The organism is Bradyrhizobium sp. HKCCYLS2038 (assembly GCF_051167655.1).
In the GTDB taxonomy this organism is placed as follows: domain Bacteria; phylum Pseudomonadota; class Alphaproteobacteria; order Rhizobiales; family Xanthobacteraceae; genus Bradyrhizobium.
Genome location: NZ_JBNPTM010000001.1, coordinates 1993365 through 2016386, shown reverse-complemented (window position 1 = coordinate 2016386; position 23022 = coordinate 1993365). Strand labels below are relative to the sequence as shown.

Annotated in this window: 21 protein-coding genes; 11 read left to right on the top strand and 10 right to left on the bottom strand. The window is 64.9% G+C overall.

Going from position 1 to position 23022, the window contains the following annotated elements; genetic code table 11:
* Positions 1-36: 36 nt before the first annotated feature.
* From ACQR1I_RS08960 to ACQR1I_RS08935, 6 genes are all read right to left on the bottom strand, one after another.
* Positions 37-1155 carry a cobalamin-independent methionine synthase II family protein gene (locus ACQR1I_RS08960; RefSeq protein ID WP_434870324.1) on the bottom strand — a complete coding sequence of 373 codons (1119 nt, stop codon included), beginning with the start codon at positions 1153-1155 and terminating at the stop codon, positions 37-39.
* Between the two features lie 438 nt (positions 1156-1593).
* Positions 1594-2310, bottom strand: a complete 717-nt coding sequence (locus tag ACQR1I_RS08955) for an ABC transporter ATP-binding protein (RefSeq protein WP_434870325.1) — start codon at positions 2308-2310, stop codon at positions 1594-1596.
* Positions 2310-3056: an ABC transporter ATP-binding protein gene (locus ACQR1I_RS08950; protein ID WP_012045616.1), complete on the bottom strand. Its 747-nt coding sequence runs from the start codon at positions 3054-3056 to the stop codon at positions 2310-2312. Before ACQR1I_RS08950 ends, ACQR1I_RS08955 begins: the two co-directional genes overlap by 1 nt.
* Positions 3053-4090 carry a branched-chain amino acid ABC transporter permease gene (locus ACQR1I_RS08945; protein ID WP_434870326.1) on the bottom strand — a complete coding sequence of 346 codons (1038 nt, stop codon included), beginning with the start codon at positions 4088-4090 and terminating at the stop codon, positions 3053-3055. The genes ACQR1I_RS08950 and ACQR1I_RS08945 overlap by 4 nt, the downstream gene beginning before the upstream one ends.
* A gap of 7 nt (positions 4091-4097) precedes the next feature.
* Positions 4098-4967, bottom strand: a complete 870-nt coding sequence (locus ACQR1I_RS08940) for a branched-chain amino acid ABC transporter permease (protein WP_434870327.1) — start codon at positions 4965-4967, stop codon at positions 4098-4100.
* 172 nt (positions 4968-5139) lie between these two features.
* Entirely contained in the window at positions 5140-6321 is a 1182-nt protein-coding gene (locus ACQR1I_RS08935; RefSeq protein ID WP_434870328.1) for an ABC transporter substrate-binding protein, read from the bottom strand.
* 283 nt (positions 6322-6604) lie between these two features.
* On the opposite strand from ACQR1I_RS08935, the gene ACQR1I_RS08930 reads away from it, so the two are divergent.
* Entirely contained in the window at positions 6605-6886 is a 282-nt protein-coding gene (locus tag ACQR1I_RS08930; RefSeq protein WP_434870329.1) for a hypothetical protein, read from the top strand.
* Between the two features lie 155 nt (positions 6887-7041).
* On the top strand, positions 7042-7923 hold the full coding sequence (locus ACQR1I_RS08925) for an NAD-dependent epimerase/dehydratase family protein (RefSeq protein WP_434870330.1): 882 nt from the start codon (positions 7042-7044) through the stop codon (positions 7921-7923).
* Here the strand turns inward: ACQR1I_RS08925 and purU are convergent.
* Positions 7866-8729 carry a formyltetrahydrofolate deformylase gene (purU, locus tag ACQR1I_RS08920; RefSeq protein ID WP_434870331.1) on the bottom strand — a complete coding sequence of 288 codons (864 nt, stop codon included), beginning with the start codon at positions 8727-8729 and terminating at the stop codon, positions 7866-7868. The two genes, ACQR1I_RS08925 and purU, sit on opposite strands and share 58 nt — an antisense overlap.
* A gap of 154 nt (positions 8730-8883) precedes the next feature.
* Here purU and ACQR1I_RS08915 point away from each other — a divergent pair, with 154 nt between their 5' ends.
* A complete protein-coding gene (locus ACQR1I_RS08915; protein ID WP_434870332.1) occupies positions 8884-9726 on the top strand; it encodes a uroporphyrinogen-III synthase in 843 nt (280 codons plus the stop codon).
* Positions 9727-9868: 142 nt separating this feature from the next.
* Here the strand turns inward: ACQR1I_RS08915 and fcl are convergent, their stop codons facing one another.
* The 3 genes from fcl to ACQR1I_RS08900 form a co-directional block, all read right to left on the bottom strand.
* A complete protein-coding gene (fcl, locus tag ACQR1I_RS08910) occupies positions 9869-10819 on the bottom strand; it encodes a GDP-L-fucose synthase (RefSeq protein WP_434870333.1) in 951 nt (316 codons plus the stop codon).
* Entirely contained in the window at positions 10803-11885 is a 1083-nt protein-coding gene (gene gmd, locus ACQR1I_RS08905) for a GDP-mannose 4,6-dehydratase (RefSeq protein ID WP_434870334.1), read from the bottom strand. The genes fcl and gmd overlap by 17 nt, the downstream gene beginning before the upstream one ends.
* Before the next feature lie 130 nt (positions 11886-12015).
* Positions 12016-12690, bottom strand: coding sequence for a Crp/Fnr family transcriptional regulator (locus ACQR1I_RS08900; protein ID WP_434870335.1), 675 nt, complete (start codon positions 12688-12690; stop codon positions 12016-12018).
* Positions 12691-13022: 332 nt separating this feature from the next.
* On the opposite strand from ACQR1I_RS08900, the gene ACQR1I_RS08895 reads away from it, so the two are divergent.
* The 8 genes from ACQR1I_RS08895 to ACQR1I_RS08860 all read left to right on the top strand — a co-directional run bounded on the left by ACQR1I_RS08895 (position 13023) and on the right by ACQR1I_RS08860 (position 22873).
* Positions 13023-13844 (top strand): ABC transporter ATP-binding protein, encoded by an 822-nt coding sequence (locus ACQR1I_RS08895; protein WP_434870336.1) that lies wholly within the window; start codon positions 13023-13025, stop codon positions 13842-13844.
* Positions 13841-15772: a long-chain fatty acid--CoA ligase gene (locus ACQR1I_RS08890; protein ID WP_434870337.1), complete on the top strand. Its 1932-nt coding sequence runs from the start codon at positions 13841-13843 to the stop codon at positions 15770-15772. Before ACQR1I_RS08895 ends, ACQR1I_RS08890 begins: the two co-directional genes overlap by 4 nt.
* Positions 15773-15884: 112 nt before the next feature.
* On the top strand, positions 15885-16778 hold the full coding sequence (locus ACQR1I_RS08885; protein ID WP_434870338.1) for a branched-chain amino acid ABC transporter permease: 894 nt from the start codon (positions 15885-15887) through the stop codon (positions 16776-16778).
* 3 nt (positions 16779-16781) lie between these two features.
* Positions 16782-17855, top strand: a complete 1074-nt coding sequence (locus ACQR1I_RS08880; protein ID WP_434870339.1) for a branched-chain amino acid ABC transporter permease — start codon at positions 16782-16784, stop codon at positions 17853-17855.
* 57 nt (positions 17856-17912) lie between these two features.
* A complete protein-coding gene (locus ACQR1I_RS08875; protein WP_434870340.1) occupies positions 17913-19199 on the top strand; it encodes an ABC transporter substrate-binding protein in 1287 nt (428 codons plus the stop codon).
* Between the two features lie 166 nt (positions 19200-19365).
* Complete coding sequence (locus tag ACQR1I_RS08870; protein ID WP_434870341.1) at positions 19366-20205, top strand: ABC transporter ATP-binding protein; 840 nt, start codon at positions 19366-19368, stop codon at positions 20203-20205.
* Between the two features lie 127 nt (positions 20206-20332).
* Complete coding sequence (locus ACQR1I_RS08865) at positions 20333-21553, top strand: phenylacetate--CoA ligase family protein (protein WP_434870440.1); 1221 nt, start codon at positions 20333-20335, stop codon at positions 21551-21553.
* A 129-nt stretch (positions 21554-21682) separates the two neighbouring features.
* Positions 21683-22873 (top strand): CaiB/BaiF CoA transferase family protein, encoded by a 1191-nt coding sequence (locus ACQR1I_RS08860; protein ID WP_434870342.1) that lies wholly within the window; start codon positions 21683-21685, stop codon positions 22871-22873.
* Positions 22874-23022 lie beyond the last annotated feature (149 nt).

Below are 23022 nucleotides of genomic sequence, written 5' to 3'. Positions count from 1 at the left end.
GCCTGACGGCCAGGCGCGCATGCACTCGCTGGCCTATTACTTGCCCCAGATCTCCTCGGCGAGCTCGACGCAGAGGCGCAGCTTCGCCCACTGCTCTTCTTCAGAGAGGATGTTGCCTTCCTCGGTGGAGGCGAAGCCGCACTGCGGCGACAGCGCGAGCTGCTCGAGCGGCGCGAACTTCGAGGCTTCTTCCATGCGGCGCTTGATGTCGTCCTTCTTCTCGAGCTCGCCGACCTTCGAGGTGACGAGACCGACGACGACGACCTTGTTGCCCTTGGGCAGGAAGCGCAGCGGCTCGAAGCCGCCGGCGCGCTCGCTGTCATACTCCAGGAAGTAGCCGTCATAGTTGGTGTTGGCGAGCATGGTCTCGGCGACCGGCTCGTAGCCGCCCGAGGAGATCCAGGTCGAGCGGAAATTGCCGCGGCAGACATGGGTCGTGATGGTCATGTCGGCGGGACGATCGGCGATCGCGTAGTTGATGATGCGCGAATAGATCTGCTGCAGGCCGTCCGGATTGTCGCCACGCTCGCGCGCCTTCTTGAGCTCCTCCTGCGAGCAAAGATAGGCCCACACGGTGTCGTCGAACTGCAGATAGCGGCAGCCGGCGTCATAGAACGCCTTCACGGCCTTGCGGTAGGTCTTGCCGAGATCCTCGTAGAAGGCGTCGAGATCCGGATAGATGTCCTTGGAGATCGACTTGCGGCCGCCGCGGAAGTGCAGCACCGCCGGCGACGGGATCGTCATCTTCGCGGTCACATGCGCCGTGTCGGCGTGCTTCTTGAGGAAGCGGAAGTGGTCGAGCATCGGGTGGGTGTCCGGGAAGTCCAGCTTGCCGATCACGCGCACCGCGTCATGACGGGTCTGCACGCCCGTGAACTGGATGCCGGCGTCCGGGTGGAACAGTTCGCAGCCGGTCAGCTTGGCCAGGAAGTCGAAATGCCACCAGGAGCGGCGAAACTCGCCGTCGGTCGCGAGCTTCAGGCCGGTCGAGGCCTGGCGATGCACGACCTTCTCGATCTCCATGTCCTCGATCTTGCTGAGCTCGTCAGCCGAGATCTCGCCCTTCTCGAGCTTGGCGCGGGCCTCTTTGATCTTCTGTGGGCGCAGCAGGCTGCCGACCTCGTCGGCGCGGAATGGGGGCTTGGTGCGTTGCATATGCTCACTCCTTGGAAGGCGTCGATTCGTTGGATATGGTTGTTGGACCGGCAGCGATCTGTCCTGGCGGGTCACCGGGGCAAAGCGTGATGGACTGGATCCATCCCCTACCCCGTATCCGGCCGGTATACAATTCTATCGAGTATAGAACGGGGCGTGTCGCACGCAGGCGCAACTCATTCGCATGGGCTCGCCGACCTGTTTCGCCGGGGAATTCCTGAGGTGAACCATCAAAACCCTCTCCAGATCAGGCGCGGTCAGAGAGCGCGATCGACCAGCTCTTGTCCCGCCAAAAGCCGAATCCTGCATACCGACCTCGATCACACCACACGGTACCGGCGGACCTTTCCGCCAGCTCCACCGCTGATTGCGCGAACATTACGACCGCCGCAACCAAAGATGACGCTGACCCGACGGGCGTTCAAGCCCGTCGACGGATCAATGCGCCGCGGCGCTGGCGACTCCGAGATGCCGCTCCAGTGGGGCCGGATCGGCCTTCAGGTAGCTGGACGGCGCGTCGTGGACGATGGCGCCACGCTCCAGGATCACGACCCTGTCGGCCAGCGTGAGCAGCTTCTGCGCATGCTGCTCGACAATGATCGAGCACAAGCCGCCGGCGCGGCTGATCGTGCCGATGGCCGCCAGCAGTTCTTCGACGATGATCGGGGCAAGGCCCTCGGTCGGCTCGTCCAGCAGCAGCACCTTGGGGTTCAGGGTGAGCGCCCGGCCGATCGCCAGCATCTGCTGCTCGCCGCCGGAGAGCTGATTGCCAAAGTTGTTGCGCCGTTCCTTGAGACGCGGAAACATCTGGTAGACGCGCTCGACCGTCCATGGTCCGGGCTGCGCCACTGCGGTCATGTTCTCCTCGACCGTCAGCGAGCGGAAGATGTTGCGCTCCTGCGGCACCCAGCCGATGCCTGCGCGGGCGCGCTGGTCGGCGCGCAGGCCGGTGATGTCGGTCCCGCCTAGCGCAATCGTGCCGGAGAAGCGCCGGGTGACGCCGACGATGGAGTTGATCAGCGTGGTCTTGCCGGTGCCGTTGCGGCCGAGCAGCGCCAGAACCTGGCCTTCCGGCAGCTTCAGCGACATGTTCGGCAGCACGACGGCCTGGCCGTAGCCGGCGCGGAGGTTCTCGATGCTGAGCAGATCGGTCATCACGCGGCCTCGCCGAGATAGACCGCCTTGACCTGCGGATCGCGCGCGACCTCGTCGGGTGCTCCCTCGACCAGCAGCGCGCCGGAGACCAGAACCGAAATGCGATCGGCGAAAGAGAAGACGAGATCCATGTCGTGCTCGATCAACAGCACCGTGACGTCGCGTGGCAGCGCGGCCACGGCGGCGAGAATGTCCTTGCGCTCGCCCTCGGGCACGCCGGCGGCGGGTTCGTCGAGCAGCAGCACACGGGGCTTGGCGGCGATCGCGACCGCGATCTCGAGCAGACGCTGCTTGCCGTAGGGCAAGGTCGAGGTGCGGTCGTTCATCACGTCGAGCAGGCGGAAGCGCTCCAAGGTCTCGGCAATCTCGGCATTGATGTCGTCGCGCGTCCCCATGCGCCGCCACCAATTGCCGCCGCCGCCGAGTCGCTCCGACACCGCAAGGCCGATCGTCTCCAGCGGCGTCAGGTCTGGGTAGAGCTGATTGATCTGGAACGTCCGCGACAGCCCGCGCAAGACGCGCTTGTGCACCGGCAGATCGGTGATGTCCTGGCCTTCGAGCAGGATGCGCCCCGCGCTCGGCTCGAGCACGCCGGTGAGCTGATTGATCACGGTGGTCTTGCCGGCGCCGTTCGGCCCGATCAGCGCATGGCGCGCGCCGGGCGCGATCTTGAGCGACAGGTCGCGGGTGACGTGAAGACCGCCGAAATGCTTGTCGAGGCCGCGGGTTTCCAATGCGTAGGTCATGGCGCCTCATTATCGGTGAGGGCCACCGCGGCCTTGCGGCCGGCGATCTGCCGAAGGATGAAATTGGGCAGCCACAGCGCATAGCCGTGGATACGATGGCGACCGACAAGCACGATCACGACGAGCACGAGGCCGATCCAGAACATCCAGTATTGCGGCGTGATCCACTGGAACAGCTCCTGCAGCATCCGGAACACCGCGGCGCCGATGAGGCCGCCATAGAGATAGCCGGAGCCGCCGATCACGAGCATCAGCACGAGGTCAGCGGAGCGCTCGAACGAGAACACGTCGAGCGAGGCCAGCGCCGTGGTCTGCGTGAACAGCGCCCCGGCAATGCCGGCATAGAACGCCGCGACGGTGTAGATCGCGATCAGGCGCTTGTTGACGGGAATGCCGATCGCCGACGCACGCAGCGGATTGTTCTTGATCGCGCGCAGCGACAGGCCGAACGGCGAATGCACGATGATCCGGGCCAGCAGGAACAGCACGAACAGCACCGCCAGCGCATAGAAGAAGCCGGTCCTGCCGAACATGTCGAACGCGAACACGCCGAAGATCGGCTGGATGTCGATGCCCTGCAGGCCGTCGGTGCCGCCGGTGATGTTGGAGAAGCGCTCCGCCAGGGCCTCCATCAGCAGCGCGATGCCGAGCGTCACCATCAGCCGCGTCAGGTCGACGCCGCGGATCACCAGGAAGCTTGTGGCGAAGCCGAGCACGGTGGCCGCAAGTCCCGCCACGATCAGCGCCAAGACCGGCTCGTTGATGATCCCGTGCACCGACAGCAGGCCGGCGCAGTAGGCGCCGACGCCGAAGAAGGCGGCGTGGCCGAGCGAGACGATGCCGGCGTAACCGAGGATCAGGTCGAGCGACAAAGCGAACAGCGCCAGCCGCAGGATCTCGGTCATGATCAGGTAGCGCGAGGGAAACGCGAGTCCCACCGCCAGCACGACGATCCAGAAGGCGAACTCGCTCCAGTGCCAGCGGCCATGCTGCCTGGCGTGGAAGCCGACCTCGGTTTGTGCGTTCGTCGTCATGCGATCCTCATCGCGTCGCCGTGCGACCGAACAGGCCGTTCGGGCGCCAGATCAGGATCACGATCATGATGGTGTAGATGACGAACGGGCCGAGCTTCGGCACGTAGTACTTGCCGGCGACGTCGCCGATGCCGAGCAGCAGCGAGGCGAGGAACGGGCCGGTGATCGAGGACGAGCCGCCGACTGTGACCACGATCAAAAAGTAGATCATGAACTTCAGCGGGAAATACGGATCGAGGCCGAGGATCTCCGCGCTCAGCGCGCCGCCGAGACCGGCCAGCCCGCAGCCGAAGGCGAAAGTGAAGGCGAACACCTGCGGCACGTTGATGCCGAGACCGCTCGCCGCGCGCGGGTCGTCAACAGCCGCGCGCAGCCGGCTGCCGAATCGCGTCTTGGAGAGCACCAGCTGCAGCCCCACCGTGAGCAGGCCGCAGATCGCGATGATCATGAGCCGGTAGCGGCCGACGCCGACGCCGAAGATGTCGAACTGGCCCTGCAGCACGTCCGGCAACTTGATGAAGATGCGCGAGGATCCCATCACGTAGTCGACCGCCGCGACCGACATGAAGACGAGCCCGATCGAGAACAGCACCTGGTCGAGATGGCTGCGGGTGTAGAGGTGCTGATACAGCGTGCGCTCGAGCACGGCGCCGATGATGGCGCTCGCGACGAAGGCGAGCGGCAGGGCGGCGAAGAACGGCCAGCCCATCCTATTGACGAGCACGGCGCAGGCGTAGCCGCCGGCCATCGCGAAGGCGCCGTGGGCGAGATTGACGAAGTTCATCAGGCCGAGCGTCACGGCAAGACCGCAGGCCAGCACGAACAGCAGCATGCCGTAGGCGACGCCGTCGAACAGGTTGGTGAGGATGGCGGTCATGAATCACGCGACCAGAGAAGAGAAATGAGCGAGGAGCTCCAAACTCCGTCATGCCCGGGCTTATCCCGGGCATCCACGTTGCGCCTTCCTAAGAAAACGACGTGGATGGCCGGGACATCTGTGCGAAGACGCGCTTCGCGCTATTGCCCGGCCATGACGCGAGAAAGAGGTGTTACTTCTTGGCCTTGCCCGGATCCTTGACGGCCTCGAAGGTCTGGAACTCGACGTTGTAGAGTTCGCCGTCGACCTTCTCGACCTTGCGGATGTAGATGTTCTGCACGATGTCGCGGGTTTCCGGATCGATCGAGATCGGGCCGCGCGGGCTTTCCCAGGCCATGCCCTTCATCGCCGCGAGCAGCGAGTCGCCATCGGTCTTGCCGCCGGCCTTCTTGATGGCCTCGTAGATCAGGTGGATGCCGTCATAGCCGCCGACGGCCATGAAGCCCGGACGGCTGTTGAACGCCTTCTTGTAGGCCGCGACGAACTCCTTGTTCTTGGCCGACGGATGCGCCGCCGAGTACATGTGGGCCGTCACGGCCCCGAGCACGGCGTCGCCCATATCGTTGAGCAGATCGTCATCGGTCACGTCGCCCGGTCCGATCACCTTGATGCCGCTCTTGTCGAGCCCGCGCTCGGCATACTGCTTCATGAAGTTGCCGCCCTGGCCGGCCGGCACGAACACGAACATCGCGTCCGGCTTGGCGTCCTTCATGCGCTGCAGGAACGGCGCGAAATCCGGATTGGCCAGCGGAACCTTGACCTCCTCGACGATCTCGCCACCGCCGGCGGTGAAATGCTCCTTGAACGAGGCCAGCGCGTCATTGCCCGGCGCATAGTCGGAGGTCAGCGTCGCGACCTTCTTGATGCCGTTCTTGACCGCCCAGTCGCCGATGATGGTCGAGGACTGCGGCAGGGTGAAGCTGGTGCGCACGATGTAGGGCGACTTCTCGGTGATAACGGAGGTGCCGGCGGCCATCACGACCTCCGGGACCTTGCCCTGGGTGGCGAGCGGCGCGGCGGCGAACGCGGCCGGAGTCACGCCGAAGCCGGCGATCACGTTGACCTTGTCGTTGACGATCAATTCCTGCGCCAGCCGCTTGGTGTTGTCGGGCAGCGCGGCGTCGTCCTTGAGGATGACCTGGATCTTCTTGCCGGCGACGGTGTCGCCATTCTGCTGCATGTAGAGCTTGATCGCGTTGTCGATCTGCTTGCCGGTCGATGCCTGACCACCGGTCATCGGCACGATCAGGCCGATCTTGAACACGTCTTCGGCGCGCGCCGCACCGGACGCGAGCGCAGCCGCGGCCAATGCCGCACTGGCTGCCAGCGTCAGTGTCTTGTTTCGCACGAACATTGAAACTACCTCCCTGGTCGGTTCAGGACCGAAAGCCCCCGGCCATTGTTGTCTCACCTGTGCGATCTCGTTCACGATATCGCGGGTGCATCGCTGCGGACTCGGCACGTTATTGTCAATGGCGATCATTGGAGGCTTCGTGGACGATCGGTTTCCGAAACGTACCACAGGTCATCGAGGTAAAATGATACTCCCAACCCGAGGCGGCCCAATTTTGCCATTCGCGCGCAAGTCATTAGGGTCCGAGCTGCGGGTCGCCCGCGCCGCGAAAGGTCACGTGCCGATGTCCATCCGTTTGCAAACTTTCCTTCTCGTCGCGCTGGTTGCGGCCTTGGCCGAACCGCTCCTGGTCGGTTGCACGTCAATAAATGGAAAGCTCGGCGCCGGAATAGGCGATTTGATGCCACAATGGGCCGGCGGCCTGCCCCCCGACGCTCCGCCTCGGCCGGGCACCGTGGAATACGACCGCTTCATGCAAGAGCAGGAGCGGCAGCGGAAGTTGCCGGCCGCCGAACGCGACAAGGAGACGCAGTCGACCCCAAAGGCGGCCAACTCGAGCCGCTGACGGCTGGTGAACGATTTCGAGAGTGGATGACCTCGAATTTTACCCCGATTGAGCCGCGATAGGAACATTCGTGCACATCATGTCTTGACCCCGCCTCGGTAACACCAGCCGGATGGGATGGCGTGGACAGACAGCCCAGTCAGAACGAGAGCATCGTGATCGGCGGCAACGGAATGGTCGGCAGCCGTCTGCTCGACCACCTCGTGGCCCGTGGCCAGCGCCCGTTGAGCGTCGGCCGCTCAGACCCCGGACAGCCCGGCATCGATCACTTCAACGGCGACCTAGCTGATGGCGAAGCGATCCGGCTTCCCGCGACCGAAACCATTTATTGCACGGCGCATGCAACGTTGCTGGCACCGGCACTGCCAGGTCTGCTTGCGGCCGGCGTGCGACGCATCGTGGTGTTGAGCTCGACCAGCTTGCTTACGAAGAGAGACAGTGACATCGCCTCAGAGCGGGCCGCCTGCCGGTCGCTGGCCGAAGCCGAGCGGCGGATCATCGACACCTGCACGCGACTCGGTGTCGGCTGGACCATCCTGCGGCCAACCTTGATCTACTGCGAAGGGCAGGACCGCAACGTCACGCGGCTGGCACGACTGATCCAGCGTTTCCGCGTCATGCCGCTGGTCGGTGGCGGCACCGGGCTGAGGCAGCCGATCCACGCCGGTGACCTCGCCGTTGGAATGATGGCCGCGGCCGCCGCCCCCGCGGCGGCCAACCGGACCTACGCGGTCGGCGGTGGTGAGACGGTGACCTACCGGGAGATGATCGGCCGGATCTTCGACGGGCTCGGCCTGCACAGGCGGATGCCGTCCGTTCCCGGCGCGGTCTGGCGCCGGCTGTTTCCGCTCATCGCGCCGCTGTACCCCGAGGCCAATGTCGCGATGGGGCTGCGGATGACCCAGGACATGGCGTTCGACGTCACGCCCGCGATTCGTGATTTCGGCTGGGCCGCCCGCGATTTCCGTCCCCGCTTCGATCAATCCATGAACACGACCGTCTTGCGGCCGTTGAGGATGACGCGGTCCTCAAGGTGATAGCGGATCGCCCGCGCCAGCACGCGGCGCTCGATGTCGCGGCCCTTGCGCACGAGATCCTCGGGTGTGTCGCGATGGCTGATCCGCTCGACGTCCTGGTCGATGATCGGACCTTCGTCGAGATCGCTGGTGACGTAATGCGCCGTGGCACCGATCAGCTTGACGCCGCGCTCATACGCCTGGTGATAGGGCTTTGCGCCCTTGAAGCCAGGCAGGAACGAGTGGTGGATGTTGATGCAGCGCCCTGACAGGCCGGCCGACATCTCGTCCGACAGGATCTGCATGTAACGGGCGAGCACCACGAGGTCGGTCTGGGTGTCAGCGACCAGCTTCAGGATGGCCTGCTCCTGGTCACGCTTGGTGTCCCTGGTCACCGGCATGTGGTGGAAAGGAATGTCGCCGAAATCGAGCCCGGCATAGGTCTCGCGCGGATGGTTGGAGACGATCGCGGTCGGAATCATCGAGAGGTCGCGGGTGCGCCAGCGATAGAGAATGTCGACAAGGCAGTGGTCGAACTTCGACACCAGCAGCATCACCCGGCGCTGGCCGGCGCGGTCGCGCATCTGCCAGTCCATGGCAAAGCGCTCGGCGATCGCCGCGAAGCCGGTCTGCAGCGCCGGCAGGTTGACGGCGAGGTCGGCGGCCGTGAACACCACGCGCATGAAGAAGTGACCTGTCTCGAAATCGCCGAACTGCTGGGCGTCGAGAATGTTCTGACCATTATGGGCGAGGAAGGTCGAAACGGCGGAGACGATCCCGGGACGATCCGGGCAGGACAGGGTCAGGACGTACTGGTGGTTGGACATGGCGATAACGTCACCGGGCAGGATGAAGTGAGAATGATGCGGCAGGCTTGTCGCCCGTTCGGGCCCTGCTCTATCACCGTCCGGACGCTTGCGCCAACGCTCGGCGTACAGGCAGGATGAACAAAACATCACCCATTGAGCTTCGAGCACGACCATGGCTGACAGGCTGACCGGCAACCGCATTCTGATCCTCGAAACCCGCGAGGAGGCCCAGTTCTCGCGGCTGCTCGCCGAGCAGGGCGCGGACGTGCTGCAATGTCCGATGTTCACGATCCAGGACGCGCCGGACCCGGCCCCGGTCGAGGCCTGGATCCGCCGCTGCATCGACCGGCCGTTCGATGACCTCGTGCTGATGACCGGCGAGGGGTTGCGGCGGCTGATGACCGTGGTGCGCCGAATCGGAGTGGAAGCGGAGTTCATTGCTGCGCTGGGCAAAGCACGCAAATTTACCCGTGGGCCCAAGCCGGGGCGCGCCCTGCGAGAGCTCGGACTGGAGGCGCAGGTCACGACCGAGAAGCCGACCTCCGAGGGGGTCGCCGAGCTGCTGGCAAAGCACGATCTCAAGGGCCATCGGCTCGGCCTGCAGCTCTATCCCGACAAGGACCATTCGGCGCTGATCGATGCCATCAGGGCCACCGGCGCCGACGTCGATCCCGTGCTGCCCTACGCCTACGACGCCAAGGCGGCCGACGCCAACATCCTCACCGCCATCGACGAGATGACCGCCGGCAAGGTCGATGCGATCGCGCTGACCAGCTCGGGACAGCCGCGGCGATTGTTCGATGTCGCCAAGGCACATGGCGTGGAGGATCAGCTGCGCCAGGGCCTGGCGTGCACGCCGATCGCGTCGGTGGGGCCGGTGGTCACCGATGAGTTGGCGGCGCACGGGCTGTCGCCGTCGATCACGCCGGCAGGCGAGGCGTATTTCATGAAGCCGCTGATCTCGGCCATCGCGACGGCGCTGGGCGTGAAGGCGCCACGCGTTTCACCCAACTAACGGTGTCGTCCGGGCTTGACCCCTGGCTTTGGCACGGGACCCATACCGCGTGATTTCCGAAATGGGCAGGCGGCCCGTACCGCGCGTCCGCGACGTTCGGTGGCTATGGGTCCCGGCTCGAGGCCGGGACGACGGCGGAGGGCTAAGCGGCCTGGCCCGTCTCCTTCAGGAATGCTTGGTACGCGCGAGCGATGCCGTCCTCCAGCGACGTCGTCGCGCGCCAGCCGAGCCTGGCGAGCCGCGAGACGTCGAGCAGCTTGCGCGGCGTACCGTCGGGCCGCGAGGGATCGAAGCTGATGCGGCCCTGATAGCCGACGGCTTTGGCCACCACACGAGCGAAATCGGCGATCGTAATGTCCTCGCCGGTGCCGATGTTGACCAGTTCGTCATGCGAATAGGTCTTCATCAGATGCACGCAGGCATCCGCCATGTCGTCGACGTAGAGAAACTCGCGCCGCGGCGTGCCGGTGCCCCACACCACGACATCAGGCGCACCCGAAAGCTTCGCCTCGTGAAGGCGGCGGATCAGCGCCGCGACGACGTGGCTGTATTCGGGATGATAGTTGTCGCCGGGACCGTACAGATTGGTCGGCATGACGTTGATGAAATCAGCCCCATACTGGCTGCGATAGGCCTCGACCATCTTGATGCCTGCGATCTTGGCGATCGCATAGGGCTCGTTGGTCGGTTCGAGAGGGCCGGTCAGCATCGCGTCCTCGCGCAGCGGCTGCGCGGCGAGCTTCGGATAGATGCAGGAGGAGCCGAGAAACATCAGCTTCTCGACACCGTTCACATGCGCGGCGTGGATGACGTTGGTGGCGATCGCGATGTTGTCGTAGATGAACTCGGCGCGCAGCGTATTGTTGGCGACGATGCCGCCGACCTTGGCGGCCGCCAGGAAAACCACCTGCGGCCTGGCCCGCGCAAACCACGCGAACACCGCAGCCTGGTCGCGCAGGTCGACCTCGCTGCGCGGCACCGTCAGAAGCTCGACGCCCTCGTTTGCCAGCCGCCGCGCCAGCGCACTGCCGACCATCCCGCGATGGCCAGCCACGAAGACACGTTTGCCCGCGAGCTCAAACGGCGCTGCCATGGGCAGCCTCCTGCCGCGCGGCACTTAGATCGCTCGAGACCATTTCCCTCACCAGCTGCGCGAAGCTCGTCTTCGGTGTCCAACCGAGCTTGTCGCGCGCCTTGCTGCAATCGCCGATCAGGAGGTCGACCTCGGTGGGCCGGAAATAGGTCGGATCGATCCGCACCACCGCCTTGCCGGACTTGCAATCGATGCCGGTCTCCTCGACCCCCTCGCCCCGCCATTCGATGCGGCGATCGACCTCGGCAAATGCGAGCTCGACCAGCTCGCGCACCGAATGCGTCTCGCCGGTCGCCAGCACGAAATCGTCCGGCGTATCGGCCTGGAGGATGCGATGCATGCCCTCGACATAGTCGCGGGCATGGCCCCAGTCGCGCTTGGCCTCGAGATTGCCGAGATAGATCGTCTCTTCCAGGCCGGTCTCGATCCGGGCGACACCGCGGGTGATCTTGCGCGTGACGAAGGTCTCGCCGCGGATCGGACTCTCATGGTTGAACAGGATGCCGTTGCAGGCGAACATCCCATAGGCCTCACGATAGTTCACCGTGATCCAGTAGCCGTAGAGCTTGGCGCAGCCATAGGGCGAGCGCGGATAGAATGGGGTGGTTTCCCGCTGCGGAATTTCCTGGACCAGGCCGTAAAGCTCCGAGGTCGAGGCCTGATAGAAACGCGTCTGCTTCTCCATACCCAGAATGCGAATGGCTTCCAACAGCCGCAGGACCCCGAGGGCATCCGCATTGGCGGTATATTCCGGACTCTCGAAGCTCACGCCCACATGACTCTGTGCCGCGAGGTTGTAGATTTCGTCGGGGCGAATCTGCTGCACCAGCCGGATCAGGTTGGTGGAGTCGGTCATGTCGCCATAGTGCAGCAGGAACCGCACGTCGCCGTCGTGAGGGTCCTGGTAGAGGTGATCGACCCGCGCGGTGTTGAAGGACGATGATCGCCGCTTGATGCCATGCACCGTATAGCCGAGGCCGAGCAGGTATTCGGCCAAATAGGCACCGTCCTGCCCAGTAACTCCCGTGATCAGCGCCACCCGGCCGCTGCAGTCCTTCGTCGCCATATGCACTCCAACACCGCTGCTCTTCCGGACCGCCATTCCAAGTGAGCAGTCCACAGCCAAGGCCGTGGATCCAAGCGCACTGGAAATCGCTTGCCGGCGCGCCGGAGCGAGCGTCCGGCGCGGGATTGATCTAGTCCCCGTAGCAGCGCAGGCGGTCAAGGTCCAGGACCGTCACGCCGCCATATTCCACCCGGAGCAGCCCCTCGCGTTCCAGCGTCTTGAGACATTGGTTGGCGTTCTGTCGCGACAGGCCCGACAGCGCCCCGATCTCCTCCTGGGTGATCTCGAGGTGGCGGGTCGTGTTGGGATAGAGGATCGGATTGAACAGCGAGGCGATGCTGCGGGCGAGCCGCGCGGTGGCGTCCAGCGTGCGGCCGACCTCCACCAGGCCGATGAACTGGCCGAGGCGCTCGTTGAGCTGGGTGACGAGGAAACGGTTGAAACCGACGCTGTTCTCGAACAGCCACATGAAGGTCGGCCGCTCCATCAGCGCAACGCGGGTGGCGCGCAGCGCCACGACGTCGTAGCGGCGCGGTTCATTCTTCAGCACGCTTCCTTCGCCGAACCAGGCGCCAGCCGACATGCCCGCGAAGGTCGTCGCCTTGCCGCCGCGCGAGACGGTGCTCATCCGCGCAAGACCGCTGACGATCCCGGTCCAGTAATCGAACTGGTCGCCCCGCAGGAAAATGTGCTCGTTGGCCGCGTAGGATCGCTCGACGACGCCGGCGGACGCCGTATCGATTTCATCGGGCTTCAAATGGCGCGACCAGGGCGCGATGCGCAGCAGGGTATCGGGAGAGATCAAGCCGTCATCTCGTCACTGACTCTTGCGGCGACGATATTGCATCGCAACAATCCGGTGGTGAATTTTGCCTGGGAAATGTCAGGCGCAAGACAGTTCCTGATAGCGCTTTCCCCTATCGAGGACCACCGCAATCGGCGCCCGAATCCCGCTGCGGACCACACCGGGCGCTTCGAGATGCGGCAAAATGCGCCCGCCCGGGCGGCCCGTCATTCGTCGGATGGCGCGGAACCTGCCCCCGGGATAGGATCGCAGCCAAAGCGACGAACCAACGTCGCGCGACACGATGCCTGAAGAGCGCGCCAAGCGCCTAGAAGACCGTTCGGGAGGACGACTTGGACTATACGTTGGAAGCGCGCGGAGTTTCGTTGCGTTTCGGTGGGGTGCGAGCCCTGACCGACGTCAGCTTCGGCGTGCGCGAGGGCGAGCTGTTCTCGATCATCGGGCCCAACGGCGCCGGCAAGACCTCGATCGTCAACTGCATCTCCGGCCGCTACAAGCCGACCGAGGGTCGCCTGTTCCACCGCGGCCGCGACATCACCGGCATGCCGCCGAATGCGCGCGCCAATATCGGCATCGGCCGCACCTTCCAGAACCTCGCGCTGTTCCACCACATGAGCGTGCTCGACAACATCATGGTCGGGCGGCACCATCTCCTGAAGAACAACTTCCTCACCGGCTCGCTGTACTGGCTCACGGGTGCGCGGCGCGAGGAGCTGAAGCATCGCGAGAAGGTCGAGCAGATCATCGACTTCCTCGACCTGCAGTCGGTGCGCAAGGCGCCGGCCGGCACCCTCTCCTACGGCCTGCGCAAGCGCGTCGAGCTGGCGCGCGCCATGGCGCTGGAGCCGCATCTCATCCTCCTCGACGAGCCGATGGCCGGCATGAACTTCGAGGAGAAGGAGGACATGGCCCGCTACATCGTCGACCTCAACGAAGAATACGGCATGACCGTCGTAATGATCGAGCACGACATGGGCGTCGTCATGGACATCTCCCACCGCGTCATGGTGCTCGATTTCGGCCGCAAGATCGCGGAGGGCGATCCCGCAGCCGTGCTCGCCGATCCGCACGTCAAGCGCGCCTATCTCGGCGAGGAGGACGAACTGCTGGTCGATCCCGACGAGGCGCCATCCATTGCGGAGGACGCCGCATGATGGACTATGCTGATCGCGTCAAGCAGGCCGACACCTATCCGAAGCTGCTGCGGCTCAATGCGAAAGAGCACGGCACGGAGATAGCGCTGCGCGAGAAGGATCTCGGTCTCTGGCGCACCTACAGCTGGGCGGACTACCAGGCCCGGGTGCGCGATTTCGCCCTGGGCATGACCGAACTCGGACTCGGCAAGGACGATGTCGTCGGTATCATCGGCGACAACCGGCCGGACTGGGTCGCCGCCGAGATCGCGACGCATGCGATCCGGGGCCACAGCCTCGGCCTGTATCGCGACGTGCTCGACGACGAAGCCGCCTATCTCCTGAACTACGGCGAGGCGCGCCTCGTGTTCGCCGAGGACGAGGAGCAGGTCGACAAGCTGCTGAACCTCGCCGATCGGGTGCCGGCGCTGAAGCACATCGTCTACTCCGATCCGCGCGGCATGCGGAAATACGACGATCCCAGACTGATGCCGGCCGACAAGCTCGCCGAACTCGGCCGCGCCCGTGCGGCGCGCGAGCCCGACCTCTACGACCGCATGGTCGATGCCACCGTCGGCGATGACGTTGCCATCCTCTGCACCACCTCGGGCACCACGTCGCATCCCAAGCTCGCGATGCTCTCGGCCGGGCGCGTGCTCAAGCACTGCGCCACCTATCTCGCGTTCGATCCAAAGGGACCGGACGACGAATACGTCTCGGTGCTGCCGCTGCCGTGGATCATGGAACAGGTCTACGTGCTCGGCAAAGGTCTGCTCTGCCGGATGAAGGTCAACTTCGTCGAAGAGCCGGATACGATGATGAACGATTTTCGCGAGATCGCGCCGACATTCGTGCTGTTCGCGCCGCGCGTCTGGGAGCAGATCGCAGCCGACGTCCGTGCCGCCGTCATGGATGCCTCGCCGCTGAAGCAGCGGCTTTATCACATGGGCATGTCGAGCGGCCTCGCCGCGCTTGAGAAGGGCCAGCACTCCAGTTTCGCCAACATGCTGCTGTTCCGGGCGCTGCGCGACCGCCTCGGCTTCACACGGTTGCGCTCGGCCGCAACCGGCGGCGCGGCGCTCGGGCCCGACACCTTCAAGTTCTTCCGCGCCATGGGCGTGCCGCTCCGCACGCTGTACGGCCAGACCGAGCTGCTCGGCGCCTACACGCTGCACCCCGATGACAAGGTCGACCCCGATACGACCGGCGTGCCGATGGCTGCCGATATCGAGATCAAGATCGAGCAGCCCGACAGCCAGGGTATCGGCGAGATCCTGGTACGCCATCCCAACATGTTTCTCGGCTACTATAAGAACCCGGAGGCCTCGACGGCCGACGTCAAGGACGGCTGGATGCATTCGGGAGACGCCGGTTATTTCAACGGCGCCAAACAGCTCGTCGTCATCGACCGCATCAAGGACCTCGCCGAGACCGCGCGCGGCGAGCGCTTCTCGCCGCAATATATCGAGAACAAGCTGAAATTCTCGCCCTATATCGCCGAGGCAGTCGTGCTCGGCGCCGGCCGCGAACATCTCGCGGCCATGATCTGCATCCGCTACTCGATCATCTCGAAATGGGCGGAGAAGAACCGCATCGCGTTCACCACCTATTCCGATCTTGCCTCGCGCAACGAGGTCTACGCGCTGCTGCAGAAGGAAGTCGAGATCGTCAACACGCATCTGCCGCCGGCCCAGCGCATCGCTCGCTTCCTGCTGCTCTACAAGGAACTCGACGCCGATGACGGCGAGCTGACCCGCACCCGAAAAGTGCGACGTAGCGTGATCAACGAGAAGTACGCCGATATCATCGACGGCATCTATGGCGGAAAGCCGGCGATCCCCGTCGACACCATCATCCGTTTCCAGGACGGCACCACCCAACGCATCCGCACCACGCTGAAGGTCGTGGACCTGGGTGGGCACGGCGCCGTGGCGGAGGCGGCGGAGTGATGCGCTCGTTATCATATGCGATCGTCATGCGCGGGCTTGACCCGCGCATCCATCCCCTTCCGAAAATGATGGATCGCCGGGTCAAGCCCGGCGATGACGAGTGAGACCGATCATGAACACCGCCTTCCTCATCCAGCTCCTGGTCAACGGCCTCGTCGTCGGCACGCTCTATGGCGTGGTCGCGATGTCGTTCGTGCTGATCTACAAGGCCACCCAGGTCGTCAACTTCGCCCAAGGCGAGCTGCTGCTGATCGGCGCCTGGGTGTGCTGGACGATGCTCACCAAATTCCAGGTGCCGTTCTGGGCCGGCATGCCGCTGACGCTGATCTTCATGTTCGCATTCGGCATCGCGGTGCAGGTGGTGATCCTCAGGCCGATGATCGGCGAGCCGATCATTTCCGTCATCATGGTGACGATCGGTCTGTCGACCGTGTTCCAGGCGGCGCTGAAATGGATTTACGGCGTCAACCCGCAGCCGTTCCCGCCGGTGTTCGCCAGCAAGGCGGTCGACATCTTCGGGCTGCAGATCCAGACCGTCTACGTCATGAGCTTGGTGGTGTCGGTGCTGATGATGCTCGGCATGGCCTGGTTCTTCAAAGCGTCGAAATACGGTCTCGCGATGCGCGCCACCGCCTTCAACCAGCAGGTCGCGCAATCGCTCGGCATCTCCGTGAAGAGCGTGTTCGCGATGGCATGGGCGATCTCGGCGACGGTGTCGGCCGTGGCCGGCGTCGTCGTTGCCGTGGTCAACGGCGTCTCCTCGGGCCTGTCGGCCTACGGCATCAAGGTGTTTCCGGCGGCGATCCTCGGCGGTCTCGACTCCGTGGGCGGTGCCGTGCTTGGCGGCATCATCATCGGCCTGCTGGAGAACATCGCACAATATGTCGACAGCGAGTATCTGCACTGGGGCAATCTGTACGAGATCGCGCCGTTCTACGTGCTGATCATCATCCTGATGATCAAGCCCTACGGCCTGTTCGGCACCAAAGACATCGAGCGGATCTGAACCATGGTCGCACGTTCCACGATTCCCGCCGGTGACTTCCGCACCTCCTATGCGGCCGACACCACGATCTTCCCGACCAGAACCAGCCGCAACTTCGCGATTGCCGGCGTGATCCTGCTGTGCTTCGCGCCGCAGGTGTTCACGGAATTCTGGTTGTCGATCGCGATCCAGATCGGAATCTTCTCGATTGCGGCGCTCGGACTGAACATCCTGGTCGGCTTCACCGGCCAGATCTCGATCGGCCAGGCCGGCTTCTTCCTGCTCGGCGCCTTCACCTCGGCCTATCTCAACAACGCCTATGCCATCCCGGTGTTCTTCGCGATCCCGCTCGCCGGCGTGATCACGGCGCTGGTCGGCCTCGTGTTCGGCATTCCGGCGGCCCGGCTGAAGGGGCTCTATCTCGTCATCGCCACGCTCGCCGCGCAATACATCCTGCTCGACTTCTTCTCGCGCGCGGAGTGGTTCTCCGGCGGCTCGGTGCCGGCCTCCGCCAATCCGTTCTCGCTCTTCGGCTACACGCTGCGCGGCGACCGGCAATATTTCTACGTGGTGCTGGCTTACGTACTGGTCTGCTACCTCCTGGTCACCAATCTGATGCGGACTCGCGACGGCCGCGCGCTGATCGCGATCCGCGACCATTATCTCTCGGCCGAGATCATGGGCATCAACCTGACCAAGTACCGCACGCTGTCGTTCGGCCTCGCCGCATTCTTCGCAGGGATCGCCGGCGCCCTCTATGCGCACTACCAGCTGGTGGTCTCGCAGGAAGGTTTCGGCATCGAGCGTTCGATCCTGTTCCTGGCCATGATCATTATCGGCGGCACCGGTTCGGTCATGGGCACCTTGATGGGAACCGCCTTCGTCGTGCTGCTGCCGGAATCGATGGAGTGGCTCAGTCATCACCTCAAGGGCGGCGCGATCGACAAGGCGCTCGCCCTCAACAACAACATCACCTTCCTGCGCGAGATCGCGATCGGCCTGATCATCATCGGCTTCTTGATGTTCGAGCCGGACGGGCTGGCGCATCGCTGGCGGCAGATCAAGACGTACTGGAAGCTCTATCCATTCTCACATTGATTCCAACCAACAGGGACCGGCGACAATCCGGCCCGGACCACCACAGGAGGAAGCACTATGACGATGAAATCATGGCTCGGCTCGGCGGCGCTGGCGCTGCTCGCAGGCGCCTTCGCCACCTCGGCGCAGGCGCAGCAGATCGCGATCGGCCATCTGCAGGATCTCTCCGGCGGCACGTCGGACGTCGGCACGCCCTACGGCCAGGCCGTGGTCGACACCTTCGCCTGGATCAACAAGAACGGCGGCGTCGGCGGCAAGCAGCTCGCGGTCGACAGCAACGACTATGGCTACCAAGTGCCGAAGGCGATCGCGCTGTACAAGAAGTGGTCGGCGCCGGACAACAAGGTCGCGGCAATCATGGGCTGGGGCACCGCCGACACCGAGGCGCTGACCGGCTTCCTCGCCAACGACAAGATTCCGGACATGTCCGGCTCCTACGCCGCCGCGCTGACCGACCCGGAGGGCACCAGCGGCAAGGCCAAGCCTGCGCCCTACAACTTCTTCTACGGCCCGAGCTACTCGGACGCGCTGCGCGCCGAGCTGACCTGGGCGGCTGAGGATTGGAAGGCCAAGGGCAAGCCGGGCAAGCCGAAGTTCGTCCACATGGGCGCCAACCATCCCTACCCCAACGCGCCGAAGGCCGCGGGCGAAGCGCTCGCCACCGAGCTCGGCTTCGAGGTGCTGCCGCCGCTGGTGTTCGCGCTGGCGCCGGGCGACTACAGCGCCCAGTGCCTGAGCCTGAAGAGCTCCGGCGCCAACTACGCCTATCTCGGCAACACCGCCGCCTCCAACATCTCGGTGATGAAGGCCTGCAAGAATGCCGGCGTCGACATCCAGTTCCTCGCCAACGTCTGGGGCATGGACGAGAACGCCGCCAAGACCGCGGGTGACGCGGCCGACGGCGTGATCTTCCCGCTGCGCACCTCGGTGGCCTGGGGCGGCGATGCGCCGGGCATGAAGACGGTGCAGGAGATCTCGAAGATGTCCGACCCCACCGGCAAGATCTATCGCCCGGTGCACTACGTGGCTGCAGTCTGCTCCTCGCTCTACATGAAGGAAGCACTTGACTGGGCGGCGAAGAATGGTGGTGCCACCGGCGAGAACGTCGCCAAGGGCTTCCACCAGAAGAAGGACTGGGTGCCGGCCGGTATGGAAGGCGTCTGCAGCCCCTCGACCTGGACCGAGAAGGATCACCGCGGCACCCTGAAGGTCGACCTCTATCGCGCCCGCGTCACGGGTCCGACTGATGGCGACCTCAACGACCTCATGGCCAAGGGCGTCATCAAGCTCGAGAAGGTCAAGACCATCGAGCTGCCGCGCAAGGCGGAATGGGCGGGTTGGTAAGCTAGCGAGCGGCGGCTGAGTAACCTCGGCAGCCGCCCCACACACGATCGTCATCCCCCGCGAAAGCGGGGGATCCAGTACGCCGCGGCCTCTCGATGGAGCAGCGGCGTCTCTGGAATACTGGGTCCCCCGCCTTCGCGGAGGACGACAGCAGTGGACAGCTACAATGACCGAGACACTCGACACTCCGCGAGCCGGCGCAGCCAGCGCGTCAGCCGCCCCCCTGCTCTCCGTCCGCAACATCGAGGTCGTCTATGACGACGTTATCCTGGTGCTGCGCGGGCTCAGCCTCGATGTGCCCAAGGGGGCAATCGTCGCGCTGCTCGGCGCCAATGGCGCCGGCAAGTCGACGACACTCAAGGCAATCTCCGGCCTGCTCAAGACCGAGGACGGCGAGGTCACGCGCGGCGAGATCATGTTCGACGGCGCACGCATCGACGGCATCGATCCGGAGAAGATCGTCCGCCGCGGCATCTTCCAAGTGATGGAAGGCCGCCGCATCGTCGCCGACATGACCTCGCTCGAAAACCTCAAGCTGGGCGCGTTCACGCGCAGCGACCGCGAGGTCAGCAGCGACATCGAGATGGTGTTCAACTATTTCCCACGGCTGAAGGAGCGCACCGGCCTTGCCGGCTATCTCTCCGGCGGCGAGCAGCAGATGCTGGCGATCGGGCGTGCGCTGATGGCGCGGCCGAAGATGATCCTGATGGACGAGCCGTCGATGGGTCTGTCGCCGCTGCTCGTGAAGGAAGTGTTCGCGATCATCAAGGAGATCAACCGGGATCTCGGCGTCACCATTCTCCTGGTTGAGCAGAACGCGCGCGCGGCGCTGTCGGTGGCCAGCCACGGCTACATCATGGAGCAAGGCAAGGTGGTGCTCGACGGCACCGCGGACAGCCTGCGCGACAATGAGGACGTCAAGGAATTCTACCTCGGCGGCGCCGGCGACCAGCGCAAGAGCTTCAAGAACCTGAAGAGCTTCAAGCGGCGGAAGCGGTGGCTGTAGCCGAACTCTCTCCCCGTCATGGCCGGGGCTTGACCCGGCCATCCATGCGCGAGCAGCAACGATGAACGACGTGGATGCCCGGGACAAGCCCGGGCATGACGACCGCAAGATTCAAGGACTGGGTACGATGACCCACTACGACGCCCTCGAGACCCGCGATCCCGCCGCGCGCGAGCAGGATCTGTTCCGCCGCCTGCCCGACGTGCTGCGTGCGGCCACGAAGGCGCCCGCTTATGCCGAGCGTCTCAAGGGCATCGACCCCGGTGCCATCACAACCCGCGCTGCGCTGGCGCAGCTGCCGGTCCTGCGAAAGTCCGAGCTCCCGGCCCTGCACAAGGCGGCGCCGCCGTTCGGCGGCTTCGTCGCGCAATCGCCCGGCGCGTTCTCGCGGCTGTTCACCTCCCCCGGACCGATCTTCGAGGCAGAGGCTGCGCACACCGATCCCTGGCGCGGCGCACGCGCCCTGTTCGCCTCGGGCTTCCGCGCCGGCGACGTGGTGCTCAACACCTTCAGCTACCACCTCACGCCCGGCGGCTTCATCTTCGACGCCTCGGCGCGCGCGCTCGGCTGCGCGGTGATCCCCGCAGGGCCCGGAAATACCGAGGCGCAGTTCGAGCTGATCGACGCCTATCGCCCGATCGGCTACAGCGGCACGCCCGACTTCCTGAAGATCCTGCTCGACGGCGCCGCCAGCGCCGGCCGCGACGTCTCCTCGCTCAAGCGCGCTTTGGTGTCGGGGGCCGCATTCCCGCCGTCGCTGCAGGCCGAGATCAAGGCGCGTGGTGTCGATGCCTACCAGGCGTTCGGCACCGCCGACCTCGGCATCATCGCCTATGAGACGAGCGCACGCGACGGCATGGTCGTGAACGAGGATCTGATCTTCGAAATCGTCCGCCCCGGCACCGGCGATCCGGTTGCGCCTGGCGATGTCGGCGAGATCGTCGTCACCTCGCTCGATCCTCACCACCCCTGGATTCGCCTGGCGCTGGGCGACCTCACTGCCGCCCTGCCCGGCATCAGCCCGTGCGGCCGCACCAACATGCGCATCAAGGGCTGGATGGGCCGCGCCGACCAGACCACCAAGGTCAAGGGCATGTTCGTGCGCCCCGAGCAGGTCGCCGAAATCGGCAAGCGCCATCCCGAGCTCGGCCGCCTCCGTCTGGTCGTCACCCGCGCGGCAGAGACGGACGCCATGACCTTGAAGGCCGAATGCACCTCGCCGTCGGACAGCCTTTCCGAGGCGCTGAACGCCAGCCTGCGCAGCGTTGCCAAACTCGGCGGCCAGGTTGAGTTGGTCGCGCCGGGCACGCTGCCTAACGACGGCAAGGTGATCGCCGACGAACGCTGAGTCCGGTTCCAGCGCGGCCAAGCCCTGCAGCGGCGGCATGAGCGGCGCGGCCGGCACCGCCCATGCGCAATTGTCGCTTCACGCGCCCTCTCCTATACAGCCATGTCAGCTTCCTCGGAGTTCATCCGCATGGCCTTCCCGCGCGCGTCCAAAGCCCTGTCCCGCTTCACGGTGCTCGATCTGACGCGGGTACGTGCCGGCCCGACTTGCGCGCGCCAGTTCGCCGACTGGGGTGCCAACGTCATCAAGATCGACGCCATGATGGAGGATGGCGGCGAAGCGCTCGGCGGTCCCCGCCGCGGTGCCGACTTCCAGAACCTGCATCGCAACAAGCGCGCGATGACGCTCAACCTCAAGGACCCTAAGGGCGTTGACGTCTTCATGCGGCTTGCCAAACAGGCCGACGTCGTCATCGAGAACTACCGTCCGGACGTGAAGACCAAGCTCGGCATCGACTACGAGGCCGTGCGCAAGATCAATCCGCGCATCGTCTATGGCAGCATCTCCGGCTTCGGCCAGGACGGTCCCTACGCGAAGCGACCGGGCTTCGATCAGATCGCGCAGGGTATGGGCGGGCTGATGTCGATCACTGGCGCGCCCGGCGAGGGCCCAATGCGCGCGGGCATTCCGATCGCCGATCTTTCCGCCGGTCTTTCCTGCGCGATGGGCATCCTCACGGCGTTGCTCGAGCGCGAGGTGTCCGGTGAAGGCCAGTGGGTCCAGACCTCGCTGCTGCAGGCGCAGATCTTCATGCTCGACTTCCAGGCCGCACGCTGGCTGATGGAAAAGGACGTCGCGCCTCAAGCCGGCAACAATCATCCGACCAGTATTCCGACTGGCGTGTTCAAGACCTCCGACGGCTACATCAACATCGCCGCGACCGGCGGCCGCATCTGGGAACGGCTGTGCCAGACGCTCGGCGCACCCGAATGGATCGACCATCCGGACTACGCGACCGCACCGGCGCGCTCGAAGAATCGCGACGCGTTGAATGCCGAGATCAATGCGCGCACGCTGGCGAAATCCAGCGAGCAGTGGGTCGCGGAGCTGAACGCCGCCGGCGTGCCCTGCGGGCCGATCTACGCGATCGATCAGATGTTCGAGGATCCCCAGGTGAAGCATCTCGGCATGGCGCAGCCAGTGCCCAACGATGATGGTCGCGACATCACGCTGGTCGCGCAGCCCTTCACCTTGTCGCGCACGCCCAGCAAAATGGCTGCGCGGCCGCCGGAGTTCGGCGAGCAGACCGAGGAGATCCTCTCGGAGTTCGGCTTCACCGACGGCGAGATCGCCGATCTCCGCCTGCATCGCGTCGTGTGAGCAGTTGCAATATGACGGCGCCGCGGCATCCCGCCGCTGTGGCCCAGATGTCACCACGTTGGAACTTCGACCTTGGCGGGATTGAGGCCAAGGCAAGACAGCGCTAATCTCTTCTCATCAGTTGGCGCGGACCTCAGGGCCCGTGCGGG

Excerpts from the sequence above, each read along its gene's own strand:
- ACQR1I_RS08960 (WP_434870324.1), bottom strand. The coding sequence starts at position 1,155 with ATGCAACGCACCAAGCCCCCATTCCGCGCCGACGAGGTCGGCAGCCTG.
- ACQR1I_RS08955 (WP_434870325.1), bottom strand. The coding sequence starts at position 2,310 with ATGACCGATCTGCTCAGCATCGAGAACCTCCGCGCCGGCTACGGCCAG.
- ACQR1I_RS08950 (WP_012045616.1), bottom strand. The coding sequence starts at position 3,056 with ATGACCTACGCATTGGAAACCCGCGGCCTCGACAAGCATTTCGGCGGT.
- ACQR1I_RS08945 (WP_434870326.1), bottom strand. The coding sequence starts at position 4,090 with ATGACGACGAACGCACAAACCGAGGTCGGCTTCCACGCCAGGCAGCAT.
- ACQR1I_RS08940 (WP_434870327.1), bottom strand. The coding sequence starts at position 4,967 with ATGACCGCCATCCTCACCAACCTGTTCGACGGCGTCGCCTACGGCATG.
- ACQR1I_RS08935 (WP_434870328.1), bottom strand. The coding sequence starts at position 6,321 with ATGTTCGTGCGAAACAAGACACTGACGCTGGCAGCCAGTGCGGCATTG.
- ACQR1I_RS08930 (WP_434870329.1), top strand. The coding sequence starts at position 6,605 with ATGTCCATCCGTTTGCAAACTTTCCTTCTCGTCGCGCTGGTTGCGGCC.
- purU (WP_434870331.1), bottom strand. The coding sequence starts at position 8,729 with ATGTCCAACCACCAGTACGTCCTGACCCTGTCCTGCCCGGATCGTCCC.
- ACQR1I_RS08915 (WP_434870332.1), top strand. The coding sequence starts at position 8,884 with ATGGCTGACAGGCTGACCGGCAACCGCATTCTGATCCTCGAAACCCGC.
- fcl (WP_434870333.1), bottom strand. The coding sequence starts at position 10,819 with ATGGCAGCGCCGTTTGAGCTCGCGGGCAAACGTGTCTTCGTGGCTGGC.
- gmd (WP_434870334.1), bottom strand. The coding sequence starts at position 11,885 with ATGGCGACGAAGGACTGCAGCGGCCGGGTGGCGCTGATCACGGGAGTT.
- ACQR1I_RS08890 (WP_434870337.1), top strand. The coding sequence starts at position 13,841 with ATGATGGACTATGCTGATCGCGTCAAGCAGGCCGACACCTATCCGAAG.
- ACQR1I_RS08885 (WP_434870338.1), top strand. The coding sequence starts at position 15,885 with ATGAACACCGCCTTCCTCATCCAGCTCCTGGTCAACGGCCTCGTCGTC.
- ACQR1I_RS08880 (WP_434870339.1), top strand. The coding sequence starts at position 16,782 with ATGGTCGCACGTTCCACGATTCCCGCCGGTGACTTCCGCACCTCCTAT.
- ACQR1I_RS08875 (WP_434870340.1), top strand. The coding sequence starts at position 17,913 with ATGACGATGAAATCATGGCTCGGCTCGGCGGCGCTGGCGCTGCTCGCA.
- ACQR1I_RS08870 (WP_434870341.1), top strand. The coding sequence starts at position 19,366 with ATGACCGAGACACTCGACACTCCGCGAGCCGGCGCAGCCAGCGCGTCA.
- ACQR1I_RS08865 (WP_434870440.1), top strand. The coding sequence starts at position 20,333 with ATGACCCACTACGACGCCCTCGAGACCCGCGATCCCGCCGCGCGCGAG.
- ACQR1I_RS08860 (WP_434870342.1), top strand. The coding sequence starts at position 21,683 with ATGGCCTTCCCGCGCGCGTCCAAAGCCCTGTCCCGCTTCACGGTGCTC.